Origin of the sequence: Specibacter sp. NPDC078709 (assembly GCF_040686795.1) — a bacterium.
In the GTDB taxonomy this organism is placed as follows: domain Bacteria; phylum Actinomycetota; class Actinomycetes; order Actinomycetales; family Micrococcaceae; genus Specibacter.
The window spans coordinates 759398-778664 of sequence record NZ_JBFBLU010000001.1 but is presented as its reverse complement, the minus strand read 5'-3'; the positions used below and the strand labels follow the sequence as shown (position 1 = coordinate 778664).

18 protein-coding genes are annotated in these 19267 nt (G+C 59.1%); 8 read left to right on the top strand and 10 right to left on the bottom strand.

The genetic code is table 11. The annotated features are described in order from the left end of the window. Positions 1-65: 65 nt before the first annotated feature. Positions 66-1250, bottom strand: a complete 1185-nt coding sequence (locus tag AB0P14_RS03390) for a phosphatase domain-containing protein (RefSeq protein WP_363837715.1) — start codon at positions 1248-1250, stop codon at positions 66-68. A 154-nt stretch (positions 1251-1404) separates the two neighbouring features. Here AB0P14_RS03390 and AB0P14_RS03385 point away from each other — a divergent pair, with 154 nt between their 5' ends. Continuing rightward, complete coding sequence (locus AB0P14_RS03385; protein WP_363837713.1) at positions 1405-1791, top strand: VOC family protein; 387 nt, start codon at positions 1405-1407, stop codon at positions 1789-1791. Between the two features lie 60 nt (positions 1792-1851). On the opposite strand, the gene AB0P14_RS03380 is transcribed toward AB0P14_RS03385, so the two are convergent. After that, positions 1852-2262 (bottom strand): VOC family protein, encoded by a 411-nt coding sequence (locus AB0P14_RS03380; protein ID WP_363837710.1) that lies wholly within the window; start codon positions 2260-2262, stop codon positions 1852-1854. Positions 2263-2660: 398 nt separating this feature from the next. Between AB0P14_RS03380 and AB0P14_RS03375 the strand changes: the two genes are divergently transcribed. From AB0P14_RS03375 to AB0P14_RS03355, 5 genes are all read left to right on the top strand, one after another. Next, entirely contained in the window at positions 2661-3704 is a 1044-nt protein-coding gene (locus tag AB0P14_RS03375; protein ID WP_363837708.1) for a LacI family DNA-binding transcriptional regulator, read from the top strand. Between the two features lie 113 nt (positions 3705-3817). Beyond that, a complete protein-coding gene (locus AB0P14_RS03370; RefSeq protein ID WP_363837706.1) occupies positions 3818-5137 on the top strand; it encodes an ABC transporter substrate-binding protein in 1320 nt (439 codons plus the stop codon). Between the two features lie 109 nt (positions 5138-5246). Further along, entirely contained in the window at positions 5247-6302 is a 1056-nt protein-coding gene (locus tag AB0P14_RS03365) for a sugar ABC transporter permease (protein ID WP_363837703.1), read from the top strand. Further along, a complete protein-coding gene (locus AB0P14_RS03360) occupies positions 6299-7219 on the top strand; it encodes a carbohydrate ABC transporter permease (RefSeq protein ID WP_363837701.1) in 921 nt (306 codons plus the stop codon). Before AB0P14_RS03365 ends, AB0P14_RS03360 begins: the two co-directional genes overlap by 4 nt. Further along, positions 7216-8880: an alpha-amylase family glycosyl hydrolase gene (locus AB0P14_RS03355; RefSeq protein WP_363837698.1), complete on the top strand. Its 1665-nt coding sequence runs from the start codon at positions 7216-7218 to the stop codon at positions 8878-8880. Before AB0P14_RS03360 ends, AB0P14_RS03355 begins: the two co-directional genes overlap by 4 nt. 84 nt (positions 8881-8964) lie before the next feature. Here AB0P14_RS03355 and AB0P14_RS03350 read toward each other — a convergent pair whose 3' ends face one another. Both AB0P14_RS03350 and AB0P14_RS03345 read right to left on the bottom strand, forming a co-directional pair. Further along, complete coding sequence (locus AB0P14_RS03350) at positions 8965-9147, bottom strand: hypothetical protein (RefSeq protein WP_363837695.1); 183 nt, start codon at positions 9145-9147, stop codon at positions 8965-8967. 423 nt (positions 9148-9570) lie between these two features. Further along, positions 9571-9843 carry a hypothetical protein gene (locus tag AB0P14_RS03345; RefSeq protein ID WP_363838186.1) on the bottom strand — a complete coding sequence of 91 codons (273 nt, stop codon included), beginning with the start codon at positions 9841-9843 and terminating at the stop codon, positions 9571-9573. Here AB0P14_RS03345 and AB0P14_RS03340 point away from each other — a divergent pair. Further along, the gene (locus AB0P14_RS03340; protein WP_363838170.1) at positions 9796-9939 is read left to right on the top strand and encodes a hypothetical protein; all 144 of its coding nucleotides are present in this window, start codon (positions 9796-9798) and stop codon (positions 9937-9939) included. The two genes, AB0P14_RS03345 and AB0P14_RS03340, sit on opposite strands and share 48 nt — an antisense overlap. Positions 9940-9971: 32 nt before the next feature. Here AB0P14_RS03340 and AB0P14_RS03335 read toward each other — a convergent pair whose 3' ends face one another. Then, a complete protein-coding gene (locus AB0P14_RS03335) occupies positions 9972-10556 on the bottom strand; it encodes a MarR family transcriptional regulator (RefSeq protein ID WP_363837692.1) in 585 nt (194 codons plus the stop codon). Positions 10557-10664: 108 nt separating this feature from the next. Between AB0P14_RS03335 and AB0P14_RS03330 the strand changes: the two genes are divergently transcribed. Continuing rightward, positions 10665-12965: an MMPL family transporter gene (locus AB0P14_RS03330; protein ID WP_363837690.1), complete on the top strand. Its 2301-nt coding sequence runs from the start codon at positions 10665-10667 to the stop codon at positions 12963-12965. 5 nt (positions 12966-12970) lie between these two features. Here AB0P14_RS03330 and AB0P14_RS03325 read toward each other — a convergent pair whose 3' ends face one another. From AB0P14_RS03325 to ptsP, 5 genes are all read right to left on the bottom strand, one after another. Further along, positions 12971-14164 (bottom strand): ROK family protein, encoded by a 1194-nt coding sequence (locus AB0P14_RS03325; RefSeq protein WP_363837687.1) that lies wholly within the window; start codon positions 14162-14164, stop codon positions 12971-12973. A gap of 82 nt (positions 14165-14246) precedes the next feature. Beyond that, positions 14247-14954 (bottom strand): deoxyribose-phosphate aldolase, encoded by a 708-nt coding sequence (gene deoC / locus AB0P14_RS03320; RefSeq protein ID WP_363837684.1) that lies wholly within the window; start codon positions 14952-14954, stop codon positions 14247-14249. A gap of 18 nt (positions 14955-14972) precedes the next feature. Beyond that, positions 14973-17051, bottom strand: coding sequence for a transketolase (gene tkt / locus AB0P14_RS03315; RefSeq protein WP_363837682.1), 2079 nt, complete (start codon positions 17049-17051; stop codon positions 14973-14975). 190 nt (positions 17052-17241) lie between these two features. Continuing rightward, a complete protein-coding gene (locus AB0P14_RS03310) occupies positions 17242-17517 on the bottom strand; it encodes an HPr family phosphocarrier protein (RefSeq protein WP_363837679.1) in 276 nt (91 codons plus the stop codon). Between the two features lie 30 nt (positions 17518-17547). After that, on the bottom strand, positions 17548-19257 hold the full coding sequence (gene ptsP / locus AB0P14_RS03305; protein WP_363838167.1) for a phosphoenolpyruvate--protein phosphotransferase: 1710 nt from the start codon (positions 19255-19257) through the stop codon (positions 17548-17550). Positions 19258-19267: the final 10 nt, after the last annotated feature.

The window sequence follows — 19267 nt, the reverse complement described above, 5'->3', positions numbered from 1 at the left end:
CTCCTGAGTGAAGGAATGTGGAACTGAACAGAATAGTAGCCTGTGGTTCGGCAGGGCAGCAGCTTCTAGAGCAGTCCGAGCGCTGCGAGTTGTTCCGCGAGGCCGGCCCCATCCGGCGCAGAAACCCAGGGTGCTTCGCCGTGGTTGAAGGCAGGGTCGTCAGGGGCGTGGGAACCAGCATGGGCGTGGCCGACAGCATGCGCATGGCCACCGGCCAGCAGCGCCTCGCTGGGGGACAGTTGGCGGATGGCAATGGCTGCCGTCTGCTGCGGATGGGCCCGGGAAAACTCGGCGTAAATGGCGGGATCGTGCTGGCCGTCGTCGCCAATCAGGAGCCACTTGACACCAGGGAATTCCTGGGCAAGTCGGGCCAGGTTCTGGAGTTTGTGTTGGGGCCCACTGCGGAACCAGTGCTGTCGGGTGGGGCCCCAATCGGTGAGCAGAAGGACGCCGTCGGGATACAAGTTCCGGGCCAGGAAGCGGGCCAGTGCCGGTGCCACATTCCAGGCGCCGGTGGATAAATACAGGACGGGTGCGCCGGAGTTTTGAGCCACGACCCGATCCAGCATGACGGCCATGCCCGGAGTCGGTGTCCGTGCGCGCTCGCTCAGAACCAGCGTGTTCCACAGTGCCAACAGGGGCCGTGGCAAGGCGGTGACCATGACGGTGTCATCAATATCGGAGACGATGCCGAAGCTGGCATCCGGATCGACGATCTGAACGCGAGTCTGCGCCGGTTTGGCGTCTGCGCTGCGCAGCGTGATGGTGTGCCAGCCCGGCGTCAAGGAGCATTCCAGAACCACATCCACCAGCCCGCCGGCATCGGCCTGCACGAGGTGAGTCACGCCGTCGACCTCTACCTCAACACGGCTGCTGCGAACGGGCACGCTCATGAAGGCCCGCCAGCCGCGCACCGTGCCTGTGGTGTTGGTCCCGGAGGTGCGCATCAGGACCACCCGGGCCAGAACGCGCACCCAGGTGGTACTGCCGTAGCCGGGGTAGGCCACCACGGTGGGGACGGCGCCGGTTGAGGTGGCGATGCGTCCACGGATGGTGTGGATGGCGTCGGCCACGTGGATGACCTGCTTGAGGAGCGCCCGGGCCCGAGGGGGTGTTGCCGTGGTGGCTGCGGCTGTTGTTGCTGCTGTGATTGGCTCTCTGGGCGTGCGTGGCGTGCTGGGCGTGCTTGGCATGCCGGATTGCTGCTTAGCGGTGGTGCGGAAGAGTGATTTTCGCGAAGACGTAGGCATGGTTCACTGTCCCACAAATACGGTCGGTGGTGCGAGCGCGCGGAGACTGATGGCGTTCGGACGCCTCGGCTGACAGGCTCACAAGTAATATGTTTCAAAGGCAGGCTGCAGGCCTGCCGCGATGCAGCAAACCGAGCCGAAAATTGGAGTCCTTATGGATATGCGCTTGGAATTAGTCCCGCTACCCACCACTGATGTTGATCGGAGCAAAGCCTTCTACGTTGACCACGTGGGATTCACCCTCGATCACGATGTGGAGCCGGGCAACGGTATGCGAGTTGTCCAGCTGACTCCGCCGGGGTCCGCATGCTCCATTGTTATTGGCGTGGGCATCAGCGACCCCACCGCAGCGCCCGTCCACGGACTTCATCTGGTGGTGGATGATCTTGATGCTGTCCGCCAGACACTGCGAGGCAAGGGGGTGGACGTTTCCGACATTAGCGATATGGGTGGCGGTGTCCGCTATGCGTACTTCAGCGATCCTGACGGCAACTCATGGGCCCTGCAGCAGATTTCCGTTTCGGCACGCTTGCCTGAGTAGGGCGGGGCGCGCCAGTCGGGCGAGCCGGCGAGTTCTTAGGCCGGCGTCACAATTGGCGTCCTATTTGGGCGGCGCAGCAGCGGTCACTTGCCATACGTGCCCATCGGGATCGGTAAAAGCGCCAACATAACCCCAAGGCTGTTGCGCAGGCGCAGTGACTAGCGTGGCTCCGGCGTCTTGGGCCTTCTTAATCAGATCGTCGACGCCGGATTCGCCGTCTGCTGTGATGCTGATAAAAGTCTCGCTCTGGCTACTGGATGCTACCTCGCGGTTTCCCACAACCCAGCCAAACCCGCCACTAGGAATGAGCATGAGCTGCACCCCGTCATTGATCTGGAACTGCAATGGTTCCGGGATGCCGTCGTCGGCAACTTCACCCAGGGGGCTCAGCCCCAGTCCTGTTGTGTAGAAGTCGAACGATGTGCGGCGATCCGCGATGGGAAAGCTGATGATTATTGGTGAGTTCTCCATGGTTTCATTATGGGGGCTGTGCTGGGCTGTGCTGGGCTGTGTAACAGCATAAGAGGGCCTCGAACGTGGCCACACGAGTCGTGACTTGGTTGGGCGAAGTTCGTTGAACGGGCTTCAGCTCACCGACAGGCTACTTTCAAGGTGACGCTGGTCTGCCGCGTTCCGGTCTGGCCCAACAAGGATTCGATTACGTCGACCGCATCTTTGGGCGAATTTGGCTTCGACATTATTTGGTATCGTTGCCCGTTTACGAAACGTATGGTGATCTGAAATCCTTCAATTATTGTTGTGTATGCAGCTTACGAAACCGTTTACGTAAACCGTTTGCGTGATTCCTTGCACAGCAGTGTGAGGCAAAGCGAGCGGTGGAGTATTCACACCCTGAAGGAGAGCAAACAGTGGTCACTATCCGTGATGTCGCCAAGCATGCGGGCGTGTCTCCGGCCACCGTTTCGAGGGTAGTCAATGGCCTTGTCGGTTACTCTGACGAGACTCGGGAGCGGGTCGAGGAAGCTGTCAAGAGCCTCAGCTATGAGCCTGATTCCTTAGCCCGCGGTCTAAAGACTCGGCAGACAGATGTGATTGGCTTGCTGGCACCCCTGGTCTCTGATGCTTTAGCTTCTCAGGTCATGCTAGGAGTTGAGGAGGAGGCGCGAGAACGCGGCTACGCTGTGATGTTGGGCCGTACGGGTGCCCAGTCCGCCTATATTGCCGGCTACCTGCGGACTCTGCGGACGTATCGGGCAGCTGGAGTTATTCTCATTTCTGCAGTGATTACACCGGAGACCAGGCTGCTGCTGGGCCCTAAAGTTCCGTTGATCTCTGTCGCCATCAGTGACAAATCTGGATCTCCCAGCGTCGCCATTGACGATGAACTAGCAGCCTATGACGCGACCCGTTATTTGCTGAAGTTGGGCCACCGTCGGATCGGTCTACTCAACGGCGATCTGACCTCGCTTTATGTTGCCAGGCCTCGGCAACGTGGCTACCTCCGGGCGATGAGAGACGCAGGATGCATACCCGTAACAGCTAGTGGCAACTCCTTTTACGAAAGTGGTGCTGCTGGCGTGGAGCAGCTCCTCCAACAGGATCCAGAGCTCACCGCCATTTTCGCGATGAGCGATGAGATGGGGGCCGCCGTAGTCAACGACTTGCATCGGCGTGGACTCCGGGTTCCTGAGGATGTCTCTGTTCTGGGCTTCGACAACACCTCAACCGCATTGCACGTGAATCCACCGCTGAGCACCATGGGGCAGCCGCTCGAAGAAATGGGGAGGATGGCCGTGAAAAAGCTGCTTCGTGCCCGTGACCTCGGGCCCAAGATCATGTCACACCGGCTGATCGAGCGAGGCTCCACTGCGCTGGCGAACCCAATAGCTCGGGGTTCATTGCCTCCAGATCGCCCGGCTCCATCGTCCCTGATGCAGAAGCCAACTCACTAAGTTCCTCTTCAAATCCGCAGCGATTTCTGACGCTTCAGTGCGCCCAAAAGCCGTCGCTTCGTATTCTTCACCCAAAAAACAGTCTTATCCACTAGGAAAACAAGGAGCATCACATGAGGCAACGCCGCCACAACTGGCAAACTCTTCTCGTCGCTAGCGCATCTCTGACCGTAGTCGCCCTCGCCCTCACCGGTTGCGGGGGCGCCACCACGGCACCGAAGGGTGCCGAGGAGATCTCCACCAATTCATTTGAGGGCAGGGGACCTATCAACTATGTTTCCAACCGCGACGCCTCTGGGGCTGCAGGTAAGAGCATAGACGAGTGGAACACTGCTCACCCTGAGGAAAAGGTAACTTTCGTCGAGCTGCCGGACAACGCCGATCAACAGCGTCAGCAGCTCGTCCAGAACGCCCAGATTAAGTCAGACACTTTCAGCGTCCTCAACCTTGATGTGGTTTGGACGGCTGAGTTCGCGGCAAACAAATGGATCATGCCTCTCCCTGAGGACAGCATCGTCGCTGAGAAGATGATTCCGGCAACTGTCGATGCAGCGACGTACCGCGACACCCTGTTTGGCGCCCCTAACTACACCGACGGTGCCTTGATGTACTTCCGCTCCGACCTGCTCAAAGCCGCTGGAATCGCTACTCCGCCAAGCACCTGGGATGAGATGAAGGCTGCTTGCAAGCAGATATTGGCCCTGCCTGAAGCGAAAAAGATGTCCTGCTACGCCGGCCAGTTCGACAAGAACGAAGCGCTCACCGTCAATTTCTCGGAGGCTGTGGCCTCTGCAGGCGGAACAGTAGTCGACGCCGCAGGCAAGCCCACCGTAGATACTCCGGAGGCCAAGGCCGGCCTGAACCTGCTAGTTGACGGTTTCAAGGAGGGGATGTTCCCTTCAGACGCCATTACGTACTTGGAAGAGCAGGGACGCCGTGCGTTCCAGGATGGCGAGTTAGTCTTCTTGCGCAACTGGCCCTTCTTGCACGCATCCCTAAGCGCCACGGACGGATCCAGCAAGGTGGCTGGCAAGTTTGATATCACGTCCATCCCCGGTGTTGACGGTCCCGGCGTCTCTACACTAGGTGGTCGAAGCCTCGCGATCTCACCCTTTGCCAGCAACAAAGCCACTGCGTTGGATTTCTTGAAGTTCTTCACGAGTGAGGAGCAGTCCGAAAAACGTCTCGAACTTTCATCCCGCGCCCCCGTTTACGCATCTCTGTTTGAAGATCCGAAGGTGGTAGCCAAGCGACCGTTCTACCCAACGTTGCTTACCTCGCTGAACAACGCGCAACCGCGTCCCAAGGTGGTTCAGTACGGTGCCACGACCAAGGCTATTCAAGAAGAAGCCTATGCGGCTATCACCGGCAAAAAGGACACGGACACTGCACTGAAGGATATGCAGGCCAAACTCACCGAGTTGTCCAAATAGTTCGGACGCAGTAATCCAACAGTTCATTCAGTAGACGAATAAACAGTATTGCTTGGGCTGCTGTCCCGACTAGCCGCCCAAGCAATACAATTTCAGTGAGGTTTCAGACATGACTTCGACCGCCCCGCCCACCGGCGTGCAGAATGGCACACCCAGCGCAGAGCCGCCCCACAAGCGCATAAAAAGAGGACAACGCTCACCAGGCGAAAGCCGGATGGCGGCGATGCTACTCTCTCCCACTATCTTGGTGCTTGCACTTGTCATTGTTTACCCCCTACTTTCCGCCGTGCATCAGTCCTTGTTCCGTGCAGAGTCGGGACTCGACGCGAATGGATACGTCTCCGACGTCAACTCCTTCGTTGGGTTTGCCAACTACGTTGATATGTTCGTCGGGGAGTCAGGCCGCAGGTTCCTCAACGCCTTCGCCAACACAACATTCTTCACGCTCACTACGGTTTTCCTTGAAACAGTTCTAGGTCTCACCTTGGCGATCGCCATGAACCGAGCCTTTCGCGGTCGTTCGTTTCTGCGTGCCAGCATTTTGGTCCCGTGGGCTGTTCCCACTGCAGTTTCAGGTCTGCTCTGGCGCTGGATTTTTCAGTCGGATGGCATTGCCAATGAATTGATCGGCAGCGAAGTCCTCTGGGTTGCTGAAGGGAACGCTTCCAAACTCGCCATCATCATCGCCGAGGTGTGGAAGACTGCGCCGTTTATTGGGCTGCTGGTGCTGGCCGGGATGCAGGTAATACCCGGGGAAGTCTACGAGGCAGCCAAGATTGACGGTGCCGGCTGGTGGAGGCAATTAGTTTCCATCACGCTCCCGCTGGTTAAGCCCACGCTGCTGGTAGCTGTGCTATTTCGCATGCTGGATGCTTTGCGGATGTTCGATTTGCCGTTCGTCTTGATCGGTCCGGGCAAGGAGTCCGTGGAGACCCTATCGATGCTGGCCTGGGATGAATCCAATCAGTTGCGCCACGGCTCGGCGTCCGCGTTCGCCGTCGTCCTCTTCCTCTATGTCGCTGTTGTGGCGATCGTCTTTGTGAAAGTCCTCGGCGCCGATGTGACCGGCGCTAAAGAACTGAAGATGTTGTCCAAGAAGAGCCGCGCCAAAGCAAAGCAAATCCAAACGAATTCTGAACAGAAGAAGTCCGAGGCTACCCGATGACCATCACCGATCTTCGTGACGCCGCAGCCTCATCCGGCGCCGTCACCGATTCTGCAAACGGCGGCGTTGCCGGTCGCCAGAAGCCTAAAGAGAAGCGCACGTGGCGCTCATACAGTATTTATGTTGGTCTGGCCATGATCTTCGTCTACTGTCTGGCGCCGTTCTACTGGATGCTGGTGTCCAGCCTGCGCCGTACCGCTGACATCTTTGACAATTCCCTCGTGCCGGCACCCTTCTCTCTGGAAAATTACACCAAAGTGTTTGACGGCTCCACCATGTTTGGGCAGGCACTGCTGAACTCGCTGATCGTAGCCACCACGACCACGGTGCTGGCACTGATCTTGGGTGTTTTTGCCGCTTATGCTATTTCCCGGCTGAACTTCCCGTTCAAGTCGGCTATTCTCGGCGTCATCATAGCGACCTCAATGTTTCCAGGCATCTCCGTGGTTGTCCCGTTGCTGCGGCTCTTCACCGACATGGGCTGGATCAACAGCTACCAGGCCATGATTGTCCCTAATCTCTCCTTCGCGATCCCGCTGGCGGTCTGGAACCTGACCACGTTTATGAAGGCTTTGCCTTTCGATCTTGAAGAAGCAGCCATGATCGATGGCTGTACCAAGTGGCAGGCGTTTAGGCGCGTTCTTCTTCCGCTCGCGGCTCCCGGTGTTTTCACCACTGCGATCCTGACGTTCATCCATAGTTGGAACGAGTTCATTATTGCGCTGTCGATGATCAACGATCCACGGATCCAGACTGCAACCGTGGCGATCTCCAAATTCACCGGAGCGACGGAATTCCAAGCTCCATTCGGTGAACAGATGGCGGCAGGCGTGATTGTCACCGTGCCGCTGGTAGTTATGGTGCTGATCTTCCAGCGCCGAATCGTTGAAGGACTCACCGCAGGAGCCACCAAATGAGCGCACAAACTCTCACCGTTCCAGGAAATAACGGCACCTCAGCAACTGTGGAGTGGTGGGAATCCGCAGTCATTTACCAGGTCTACCCTCGATCCTTCGCAGACGGCGATGGGGACGGTGTGGGTGACTTAGCTGGACTCATCGCCCGGCTGCCCTACATTGCTGATCTTGGTGTGGACGGTATTTGGATCACCCCATTCCAGCCTTCTCCGCAGGTGGACCAAGGCTACGATGTCAGTGACTACTGCGGCGTGGACCCGCTCTTTGGAACCATGCAACAGTTTGACGAGCTACTGGAACTTGCCCACTCGCTGGGTCTGCGGATCCTGCTCGATGTTGTTCCCAACCACTGCTCTTCCGAGCACCCTCTTTTTCAGCAGGCCCTCCTAGCAGGCCCGGGATCACCGGAACGAGACATGTTCCACTTTGTTACTGGACAAGTGGCCGCATCGGCAGCCGGTGCTCCGAATGGCGGGGGAGACACACCTCCAAATAACTGGCGGAGTGTATTCGGTGGCCGGGCCTGGAGCCGCGCCAATGCTGACTCCAGCACGGATCATGATTGGTATCTTCACCTATTCTCGGCGGGCCAGCCCGACTGGAATTGGCGCAATCCCGCAGTGGGAGACTACTTTGAATCCGTTCTGCGATTCTGGTTCGACAAGGGCGTTGACGGACTCCGCATCGACGTGGCTCATGCGCTGTTCAAGGCAGAAGGCCTGCCCGACTCGGCCTACTCTGGAGACGTAGTAGACGGTCTGCGTTCCAACGCGGAGGTCTCGGATCAAGAAGAAGTTCACGACGTTTACCGACGCTGGCGAACCCTGGCAGATCAGTATGAACCGCACCGCTTGCTCGTAGGGGAAGTCAACCTTGAACCGGCTCGGGCAGCCCGATACACGCGGGCAGATGAGCTGCAACAGGCGTTTGCGTATGCGTTCGTCAAGCTCGGATGGAAACCGCAGGAGTGGGCAACCGTAGGAAATGATCTGGAAGCTGCCCGCCAACAGCATGGCGCCACACCCACATGGGCACTGGAAAACCACGATATTGTCCGGTCAGTCACTAGGTTTGGCGGCGGAGAACTGGGCGGCACCCGTGCCCGCGCAGCTCTCGTGGCACTGCTTGGCCTCCCAGGGCCGGCCTACCTCTATCAGGGGCAAGAGCTCGGCTTGCCTGAGGTTGACGTCCCGGTCGAGGCCCGCGTCGATCCGATGTGGGATCGCGGCGGTGTCTGCAGGGACGGCGCCCGCATTCCCCTGCCTTGGACAGAGAATCCTGCACTAAACTATGGATTCGCTGTACCTAATACCGGGGCGACGGCCGAACCATGGCTGCCAACCCCTCCGGGATGGGGAGGACTCGCCATTGAGAAGCAGCAGCAGGACTCGGCATCTTCACTGACACTTGTCGCAACGGCGCTGGCGCTGCGCCGGACGCTGTGGCAAGAAGGTATTTTCACTGCGAATGACGGTGGCAGCTGGCGTGTTGAGTCAGGGAACCTTTTGATCTGCGAACGGAGCTCAGAATTCTTGGTTGCGATCGCCATGGGAGACGAGCCCGTTCAGCTGCCAGCCGGTTCCGTAGTCCTGAGTGCGGCACCGCTGGAAGAGGCTGGCTGGTTGCAGCCGGATAACGCAGTCTGGTTGCTACGGAAATAACAGCCTGGCCCGTCACTCCTCCGTCTCTGGGGAGTGACGGGCCGGAAACTGTGATGATGACACTGGCGCCGGTCGCTGGCTCGGTTAGCTCAGCTCGGTCACCTTGAGGTCTTCGAGGAAGGATTGGAGTTCTTTCACGAAAGCTTTGGACAGATTCCCGGATTCGTCGAGACTGGTGGCCATGGTGAGAGTCAGGTCCTCAGCATTCTCCATTTGATCGAGCGCAACAGGTTCCTTCTTGAGATTGCGGTGCTCGGGTTTCGGCATCAGAGTGAGCGCCGGGTGGTACCGCTTCGGACGAAGCAAAATGCCTGCCCTTGGAGCTGATCCAGTGCCGGGGCCGCGAGGACTGACTCCATGAGCACATGCAACAAACTGGATTTCTTCGGGGAAGTAGTGAAAGTTTCCCGACGAAGGAACAATGTTGAATCTATGTGGCATGACATTGATGGCCTCAATGGCACCGATGGGTGATTTCAGAGCCAGGGATACCCAGCAATGATCGACGTAGACGCTATGTGCGCCGCCCGTACGGAAAAAGATCTTTTGATACCAGATAACGAGCCTTCTGTGCCCGCCTCCGAGGTGGGCACATTCTTAGGCAGTGCGTTGCCGAACGCTTCAACGAGAGCGGCGCAAAATTCATCGATTTTCATAGCTTCCCCATGGTTGTTGGGTGAGGACCGGAGCCTACCTTCGCGCTGAAGGTGGGCTCCCGCCGTCGTGCTTCATGCGGAAATTACGGTGGGGGCTGGGAATCGGCGCCGGTACTTGTGCTCGGCTGTAGTCCTCGATCGAGGTGTGGAAGCGGTGCAAGAGGTCCGCGAATTGGTTGACGTCGGCTGCTGGCCAGTCGGCGAGGACTTTGGTGAGTGCGGTGACGGAGCGTTCTCGCCCGGCAAAGGTGCGCTCGCCATGTTCTCGCCGCCACTGGACTCCGCCGGCAACAGCGTCCGCGGCCAACGAGCCGGCGCGTTCCTATCCCGCGGCCTGGGCCTGAACGTGTTTGCCTCCGCGCCTCATATCGCGGAACAGAATGGACGTGCCGCTCGCGGCTAACGTGGCTTCTTAGTTTCGGCGCTCCGGGCGAGCTAGCCCGCAGTTGCTTCCGGCTGGGCCCACTGCAGGTTCTTGATGGAGAGTTGCTCCGCCATGTCATCGAGGAAACGGATCACCACTTCACGCTCGGCGGAGTTGAGCCGGGCAGCCGAATAAAAGCGTTTGGATTGCTGGCGCCCCACCGTGTTCATGGCGGATTCGCGCGTTACTTCGGTGATGGCAATGGCCAAAGCCCGCCGATCACTGGGATGCGGTGAGCGGGTGATGTGCTCCGCGCGTTCCAGCCGGTCCAGCAATTTGGTGGTGGACGCCGTCGAAATTTTCAGGTGCGCGGCAATGGCTCCGGGGGTTGCGATGGTCCCGGTGTTGGCTGACACAATGAGGTAATGCAGCGCTCGCATGTCCGTCTGATTCAACTTCATGTACTTCAGCGACGCGTCAGAAAGTTGCTGCTCGGCTTCACGCAACCGGCCCAGTGCGGCCATTACCGAACCGATCTGACGCACATCCTCGGGGTCCATTTCGGAGCGATCCACAAGCTTGCTCGCGGGGTCGCTGGCATCGACGTCGTAAATGCTCGGCGGCAACGCTGTGTTTGCTGCCTGGGTACTTTCCATAGTTGGATTCTATCCTGATTGAGGTATAACCGCCTCAGCTTCTATCATGCTAGGATATTTGCTAGCTAAGCGAGATTAAATTGCGGGACAACCACGGAGAGTACGGATATGAGCACTGCGGAGAAAACTGCCAAGCGGGGCGAGCACAAAGGCGAGCACAAAGCGCCGCGCAAAATCGCCAAATGGGTGCGCATTCTTTTGCCCACACTCCTGATCGTGGGCTGGCTGGCAGGGGCTGCTGTTGGTGGGCCGTACTTTGGACGGGTCAGTGAGGTTTCCTCCAACGACCAGACCACATACTTGCCGTCCTCCGCTGATGCCACTCAAGTGCAGAAGATTTTGAGCGAATTCCGCGCTTCGGATGAAATTCCGGCGATTGTGGTCTTCGCGGCAAATGACAAGCTCACCCCCGAGCAAATTGCCAGCGTCTCAACCGAAGTCAAGGCACTGACGGAGATTGCCGGGGTGTCAAAGGACATCTCCCCGGCCATTCCTTCCGAGGATGGCAAGGCTCTGCAGGCATTCGTTCCCATCCAGGCGGACTCCGAAATTGGGGACGTGGTGGCCGAGATTGGGGACACTCTGCGTTCCACCGCGCCCGACGGCGTGAGTGTTCACGTCACCGGGCCTGCCGGACTCACAGCCGATCTCGTTGCCGGTTTCGCCGGAATTGACGGCATTCTCTTGGGTGTGGCGCTGCTGGCCGTTTTTATCATTCTGATCTGTGTTTACCGTTCCCTCTTGCTCCCCGTAGCGGTGTTGGCGACCAGCATGTTTGCCTTGTGTGTTGCCCTCTTGAGCGTCTGGTGGATGGCGAAGGCTGGCATTTTCATGCTGAGTGGCCAGACGCAAGGCATTTTGTTCATTCTGGTGATTGGTGCGGCAACGGACTATTCCCTCCTCTATGTCTCTCGCTACCGTGAAGAGCTCCGTATGACCAAGGACAAATGGTCTGCCAGTATCCAGGCCATTAAGAAGTCCGCTGAGCCCATCGCAGCCTCCGGTGGAACGGTGATTGTTGGCCTGCTCTGCTTGCTGTTCAGCGACTTGAAGTCAAATAGTTCGCTGGGTCCGGTGGCCGCCGTCGGCATTGTCTTCGCCATGCTCTCGGCACTCACCCTGTTGCCTGCGTTGCTGTTCGCGTTTGGTCGTGCTGCTTTCTGGCCGCGCCGCCCGAAGTATGAGCCGGAGGTCGTTGCCGCCGAGCATGGCATGGCAAGCAAGGGGATCTGGGTCAAGCTTGCTCGTGGCATCAAGAAGCGTCCGCGCACCATCTGGATTGTGACCTCCTTGATCCTGATTGTGGGCGCCATGGGTGCCACTCAGCTCAATGCCAGTGGCGTGCCCCAATCCGATTTAGTGTTGGGCGCCTCCGAAGCCCGCGACGGTCAAGTGGTTCTGGGCGAGCACTTCCCCGGTGGTACCGGCAGCCCGGTGTTGGTTGTTGTACCCAAGGCTGAACTTCAGGAAACCGCCAACGTGTTGCTGGGTATGGACGGTGTGGATGGTGTAACTGTTGTTGCGACCGATTCGCCGAGTGGCGCTGCGACCGTGACTGCCGACGGGATCCAAGCCATGGGCGCTCCGGGCACCCCCGCTCCGGAAGCTACGGTGGTCAACGGAGACATCATGCTTCAGGGAACGCTGGTGTCAGCGGCAGATTCTGACGCCGCGGCCGACGTCGTCCGTACTTTGCGCGATAACCTCGCCAACACTGTGCCAGATGCGCTGGTGGGTGGTGTCACGGCGACGGCCATTGATACGAACGATGCCTCCATTCACGATCGCAATTTGATCATTCCCGTGGTGCTCGTGGTGATTCTGCTGATCCTGATGTTGCTGCTGCGCTCCGTGCTGGCTCCGGTCATCTTGATCCTGACCACGGTACTGTCCTTCGGAACCGCGCTAGGTGTTGCGGCGCTGGTCTTCAACGGCGTGTTCAAGTTCCCAGGTGCCGATCCTGCGGTTCCCTTGTTCGGCTTCATTTTCCTGGTGGCGTTGGGTATCGATTACAACATTTTCCTGATGACCCGCGTGCGCGAAGAATCGCTCAAACACGGGACCCGCGAAGGCATTATGCGGGGGCTGGTGATCACCGGCGGGGTCATTACATCGGCCGGTCTGGTGCTTGCGGCCACGTTCTCGGCCCTGGCCGTCATCCCCATTCTGTTCTTGGCGCAGATTGCCTTCATCGTGGCCTTCGGCGTCTTGCTCGATACCTTCGTGGTGCGCTCGGTGCTGGTTCCGGCCCTCACCTACGACATTGGGCAGAAGATCTGGTGGCCGTCCAAGCTGAGCCGCATGACCGATGAAGAGGTAGCCAAAGCCGACGCTGCATCGAACCTCGCCGAGGACGTAGCTGCTGCGAAGGCTGCCGAGCATGAGACGGCGCTGCACGCCGGGAAGTAGCTGCGCTACCGCCAAGCCTGCCCGTGGGCAATTGCATCATCGACACGGGCAGGCTCGAGCAATGACTCCAGTGCCAATTCTGCTGCGCCAGTAAGCCCTGCTGCTGAGCCCACCACGGAGGGGCGGATCTCCAAACCACTGGTCAATGAGGGAAGGAAATTCCCATAGACGGATTCGCGGATGCCAGCCAGCAATGGTTCGGGTGATTCAGCCAAGTTTCCACCCACAATGATGATGGATGGGTTCATGACAGCCGCCAAGATCCCCAGCATTTCGCCTAGCTCGCGGCCTGCCTGCCGGACAAGTTCCACGGCCTGCCCATCACGTTTACGCACCAGATTGACGATGTCTCGGCTGCTATGGACTATTTGACCGCTGTCCATCAAAGTCTTGGCAATGGAGCGGCCACTGGCCACAGCCTCCAAACAACCCCACTGTCCGCAACTACACTGAACCGTGCCACCGCGAGGGATATGCCCAATGCTGCCAGCTTCGCCGGCAGCACCCTGCAGAATGCGGCCGTCGATCACAATGCCGCAGCCCACACCCATTCCCACTTTGAGAACAATCATGTTTTGGTATTTCTCCGGGCTTTGACGCTGCTCACCTCGGGCCATGATGTTGGCATCTTTATCCACCAGCACTGGGACCTGTGGAAAGACTTGCGCAAAGGCATCGGACACCGAGGTGTTTTCCCAACCGGGGATTTCTGGGTGGGTCAGTGGCCCCTGCTGGACAGAGTTGGGCACGCCCACTCCGATGGCCCGAATACGCGAGATATCCAGCTCCTCCTGGTGGCACAGACCCTGAAGATCAGTGATCACACCACTGAGCACGGTCTCTGGGCTGTCTTCAGGATCCAAGTCGTTCTCCGACGTGGCCAGCAGTGTGCCGGCCAAGTCGGTGACACCTACACGCACATGGCTTCCGCCAATATCTGCCACCAGCAAGTACCCGGCGAGATGGTTGAACGAATACGTTTCGGCAGGACGGCCGCCAGTTTTGCTCGGCTGCTTATTGGAGGAGACATATCCAGCGCTTTGGAGGTGGTCAAGCCGTTCAATGAGTGTTGTACGCGCCAACCCGGATTCGCGGACCAGCTCGCTCTTGGTCCACCGGTCCGCAGTCCGAATCAGCCGCAACAGCACGCCAGGTCCTGTTGATCCCCAGGACTGGCCTGCTTTTCCTTCTTTACCCATTGACTTTCAGTCTTTCGCTTGCCGTGTCCCTCCAATGTAGGGGAAATGCCGGCGAGGGACTAAAAGTCGCCGGGTTCCTGAATTAGTATCCCGTCGATTCGGCGGCGGGTGCATCCTCAGAGAGGACTGTGCGGGAACCGGAGACTCCAAGTCGCGTGGCGCCAGCAGCAATCATCGCCAGCGCAACTTCACGGCTACGGATGCCGCCGGATGCCTTCACGCCCAGCTTGCCGGCAACTGTTTCTGACATGAGCCGGACTGCTTCCACGCTGGCGCCACCGGCCGGGTGGAAGCCCGTGGACGTCTTGACGAAGTCAGCACCGGCTGCCGCCGCTGCTCGGCAAACAGCAACGATTTGTTTATCGTTTAGCGCAGCAGACTCGATGATGACCTTCAAAACTGTCGGAGCCGGGACAGCCTGGCGCACTGCCGCGATATCCGCCTCAACCTTGCCAAAGTCACCCTCCACTGCAGCCCCAACATCAATGACCATGTCAATTTCATGGGCACCCTGCGTTACCGCCAATGCGGCCTCAGCAGCCTTGATGCTCGAGGCGTGCTTGCCACTGGGGAAGCCACACACTGCTGCGATCTTTAGTGACGCGGAATCTGGCAGCTGAAGTGGGAGCATATTGGGGGAGACACAAACGGAATACGTGCCCAACTCCAGTGCCTCGTTCACAGTGGCTTGGACATCGGCGGCCGTAGCCTCCGGCTTGAGCAGCGTGTGATCAATGAACTGGGCCAGATCTGCTGAGGAAATCGTGGTGCTGGAATGAGTGTTCGTCATGGGTAAAGTCCTTCTACGTTAGTTGCTGGCAGTCATGGTTACGGAAGCGCTGCTGCGCAAAGTTTTCTGCGCGGCCTCCAATACGGTCTCCAAGCTGATCCCCTTGCGGCGCAATACTTCGGCACCATTGCCCGAGAGGCCAAAGCCTTCAACGGAAACTGCCTCACCGTAGGTGCCAAGGAATCGGTACCAGCCCTGCGCGGAGCCGGCTTCAACGCTGACGCGAGCGTTGACCGAGCGCGGAAGTACAGACTGCTTGTATTCCTCGGGCTGGGCATCGAACCATTCAATGCAAGGCATGGACACAACGCGTGTGCCGATGCCCTGATCGGTGAGTGCGGTGGCTGCCTGCACGGCCAGATGAACTTCAGAACCGGTGGCGATGATGATCAGCTCAGGTGTTTCTTCGGTGTCTAGCAGAATGTAGCCGCCCTTCTTGGTACCGTCGCGGACAGCATCCACCTGCTCGAGGGTTGGAATATTCTGCCGGCTCAAGACCATGGCCGTGGGGCCGGATTTTTCTTGGAATACCCGCTCGTAGGCCGCCACGGTTTCATTTGCATCCCCTGGGCGGACAACCGACAAGCCGGGGATGGCTCGGTGCGCCCACAAGTGTTCCACAGGCTCGTGGGTGGGGCCGTCCTCGCCAACGGCAACAGAGTCATGGGTCCAGATGTAGGTAATTGGCAATTGCATCAACGCGGCGAGGCGTACTGAGGGGCGCATGTAGTCGGAGAAGACAAAGAACGTTGCTCCAAAGATGCGGGTCAGGCCATTGAGCGCGATGCCGTTCAGAATGGATCCCATGGCGTGTTCGCGGATGCCAAAGTGCAGGACCCGGCCATACTCATTGCCCGGCCACTCGGCGCTGACAACTCCCGGCGGCAACATGGACGGGAATTCGTTGGACCAGGTTCCGTTGGTCTCGGCCAAGTCGGCGGATCCGCCCCAGAGTTCTTCAATGCTGTGGCCCGCAGCGGCGAGCACCTTGGAACTGGCGATACGGGTGGCCAGGCTGCTTCCCGGTTCAAAGGTGGGGAAGTTGGCGTTCCAGCCTTCAGGAAGTTCGCCCTTGAGAAGGCGGGTCAAGAGCGTAGCTTGCTCGGGGTGGGACTCTTCCCACGCGGCGAAGTTATCGGTCCACGGCCCCTTGAGTTCCAGGGCGCGGTCAGCGGCGGCTGCACGCGTCGAGGTCAATAGCTCATCGGGCATGACAAAGCTCTTGGTGGGATCCAGGCCTAGGGCGGACTTGGTGGCGGCCACTTCGTCGGCACCGGGAGCGCCGGCGTGAGCCTTGGCAGTGCCGCCAAGAGTAGGCATCGGGAAGCCGATCCGGGACTTGAGTCGGATGAAAACAGGAGCAGCTCCTGTGTCCAATGACGAGTCCAAGCCTGTGCGGATAGCGGCCAGTGATTCGGCGTCCGCGATTTCTAGGACCCTCCAGCCGTAGGATGCCATGCGTGCGCAGACGTCGTCGCTGGTGGCAATGGCTGTGGAACCCTCGATCGAGATCTCGTTGTCATCCCAGATCAGGACGAGGTTATCGAGCTTCCAATGTCCAGCTAGTGATGCGGCTTCGTGGCTGATGCCTTCTTGCATGTCGCCGTCGGAGGCTAGGCAGAAGATCTTGTAGTCAAAGACACTGCTTCCCTTTGCGGCTTCGGGGTCCATTATGCCGCGAACCCTGCGGGCTGCCAATGCCATACCAACAGCGTTTCCAATACCCTGGCCCAAGGGACCCGTGGTGGTTTCAACGCCGGCAGTGTGGCCAAACTCGGGGTGTCCGGGGGTTAAGGAATCCAGTGTGCGGGCGGCTTGAAGGTCGACCATTTCCAGTCCGTATCCCTGCATGAATAACTGCACGTAGAGGGACAAGCTGGTGTGTCCGCAAGAGAGGACAAAGCGGTCGCGGCCCAGCCACGAGGGGTCTTTCGGGTCATGACGAAGGTATTCCTGGAACAGCGTGGATAGGAAAGGGGTCAAGCCCACGGCCGTCCCGGCATGTCCTGATCCCTTAGCCTGAACCACGTCCAGCGGCAATACTCGCGCATGCCGAATAGCATCGGCGGTGGATTCGAGGGTGAGGGCATAGGTCATGGGGCGCTCCTTGCAGAATTTATAGGGAAGAATCTACGGCCAAAAACATCTTATGATGAAATTTTATAGAGTAATGACGAAATAAGCAATAAGTGATGGAGGGTTGGTTGATTGGGCTCGAAGGAATCAAAAAAAGACGGCGGGACCACCCCGCAGGGTAGTCCAGCCGTCTCGATCCAAGCCGCAGAAATTAGGCGTCGTGGTCTGTTTCCAAGACTTTGACAAGCTGCTCGAGCGCTTCTTCAGCTCCGGCGCCCTCGGTGCGCAGCACCACAACTTCACCAAATTCAACGCCCAAGCTCATGAGTCCAAGCATGCTGGCAGCGTCCATGGCGTCCTCGGCAGGCTCACCCTGGCGGGCAATGGTGATGTCCAAGTCGAAATCCGCGGCGGCTTCGGAAAAAATTGCTGCGGGGCGGGCATGCAGTCCCACGCGGGTTGCAACAGTGGCGGTACGTTCAATCATGAGTCTTCCTTCGGTTGGTGGGGGAGGGGCCTAGAGGCCGAGTTGTTCAAGGATCGGCAGCTGCTCACGAACAGCCTTTCGGGCCGCGGAGGCGCTTGTGGCATGCAGTGCCACGGCAGCCAGTCGTTGGGCATCGGCCAGGGTGACTGTGGCCAGAACCGCAGCCACCGGAGCCAGTGCGCGTGCGCTCATGGACAGGGTTGAGACGCCCAGTCCCACAAGTACGACGGCGAGAGCCGGGTCCGCGGCGGCCTCGCCGCAGACGCCCACTGGCTTGGGTAAGCCCGTGGAGACCTGTGCTTGGGAGGCGCCGTCGGCCGTCAGCTTGATGAGCTGGAGCACGGCCGGTTGCCAGGGGTCATTGAGTGTTGCCAAGGGACCCAGTTGACGGTCAGCGGCCATGGCGTATTGGGTCAAGTCATTGGTGCCCAAGGAGGCGAAGTCGGCTTCGCCCAGAATGGCCGAGGCAGTCAACGCTGCAGAAGGAACCTCCACCATGACACCGGCCGTTGCCAGTCCAGCAGCCTTGGCCATCGCGGTGAAGTTGGCGGCTTCCTCTGCGGTGGAAATCATCGGGGCCATGACCCAAACATCAGCGTTATGGTCGGACATTGCCGTGGCAATGGCTTGTAGCTGGCGTTCCAGAACGCCAGGAGAGGTGGTGTCTGTCCGGTATCCGCGAACACCGAGTGCCGGGTTGGGCTCATCAGCGACAGTCAGGAACGGCAAAGGTTTGTCGGCACCGGCGTCGAGCGTCCGGATGACAATCTTTTTGCCGGGGAACGCTGCCAGTACGCCACCGTAGGCGGTAATTTGTTCCTCGACCGTGGGCTCGGTCTCGCGGTCCAGAAAACAGAACTCTGTACGCAGCAGCCCAACGCCTTCAGCTCCCGCTGCGGCAGCCTTGAGTGCGTCCGCTCCGGTACCAACATTGGCCAGCAGTGGAATATGCAGCCCGTCGGCCAAGATATTTTTGCCACTGAAAGCAGGTATTTGGGAGGCTTGGGCCGCCCACGTGGCGGCCGTTGCGCACAGAGCATCGTCCGGGTTGGTTATGACACTTCCGGCTGCGCCATCAACGTAGACCTCGGTGCCATCGGCAATGCCGTTCACGTCAGGGGCGGCAACGACGGCTGGCAGTCCCAGCATACGAGCGAGAATAGCCGTGTGTGATTGCGGCCCTCCGTCGGAGGTAATCAAAGCCAGGACCCTTGCCGGATCTAGTGTGGCGGTGTCTGCTGGCGCCAAATCGGTAGCTGCCAGAATATAGGGGACATCGGAGACCGGGATGCCCGGTGCCGGAAGTCCTTGGAGCGCTGCCACAATACGTGAACGCACATCCAGCACATCCGTGGCTCGGTCGGCCATGTAGCCGCCCAATGCAGTGAGCGTATTTGCCACGGTCTGACCGGCCTCCCAGATGGCTCGTTCCGGGGAGCGGGGGCCGCCGAGGGCATCCGGCGAGAGTAATTTGATGGCGGCCTTGATGAGCATGGGATCGCCGGCCATCAGGGCTGTGGCCTGCAAGATTTCCTTGCTTTCTGCTACTGCAGATTCGGCTCGGTTGCGCAGTTCTGCCTGCACAGCCTCGGACGCGGTCTTGATGGCAGCCTTATTCGTCTCCAAAGAAGCTGCCGCATCGTGGGGAGCATCTGCCGCGGGTTCTGAGATTGGCTCGGGCATTTGCAGCACTGGTCCCAAGACACGTCCAGCGTTGACGCCTACTCCCTGAAATACCATGGCAGCTGGA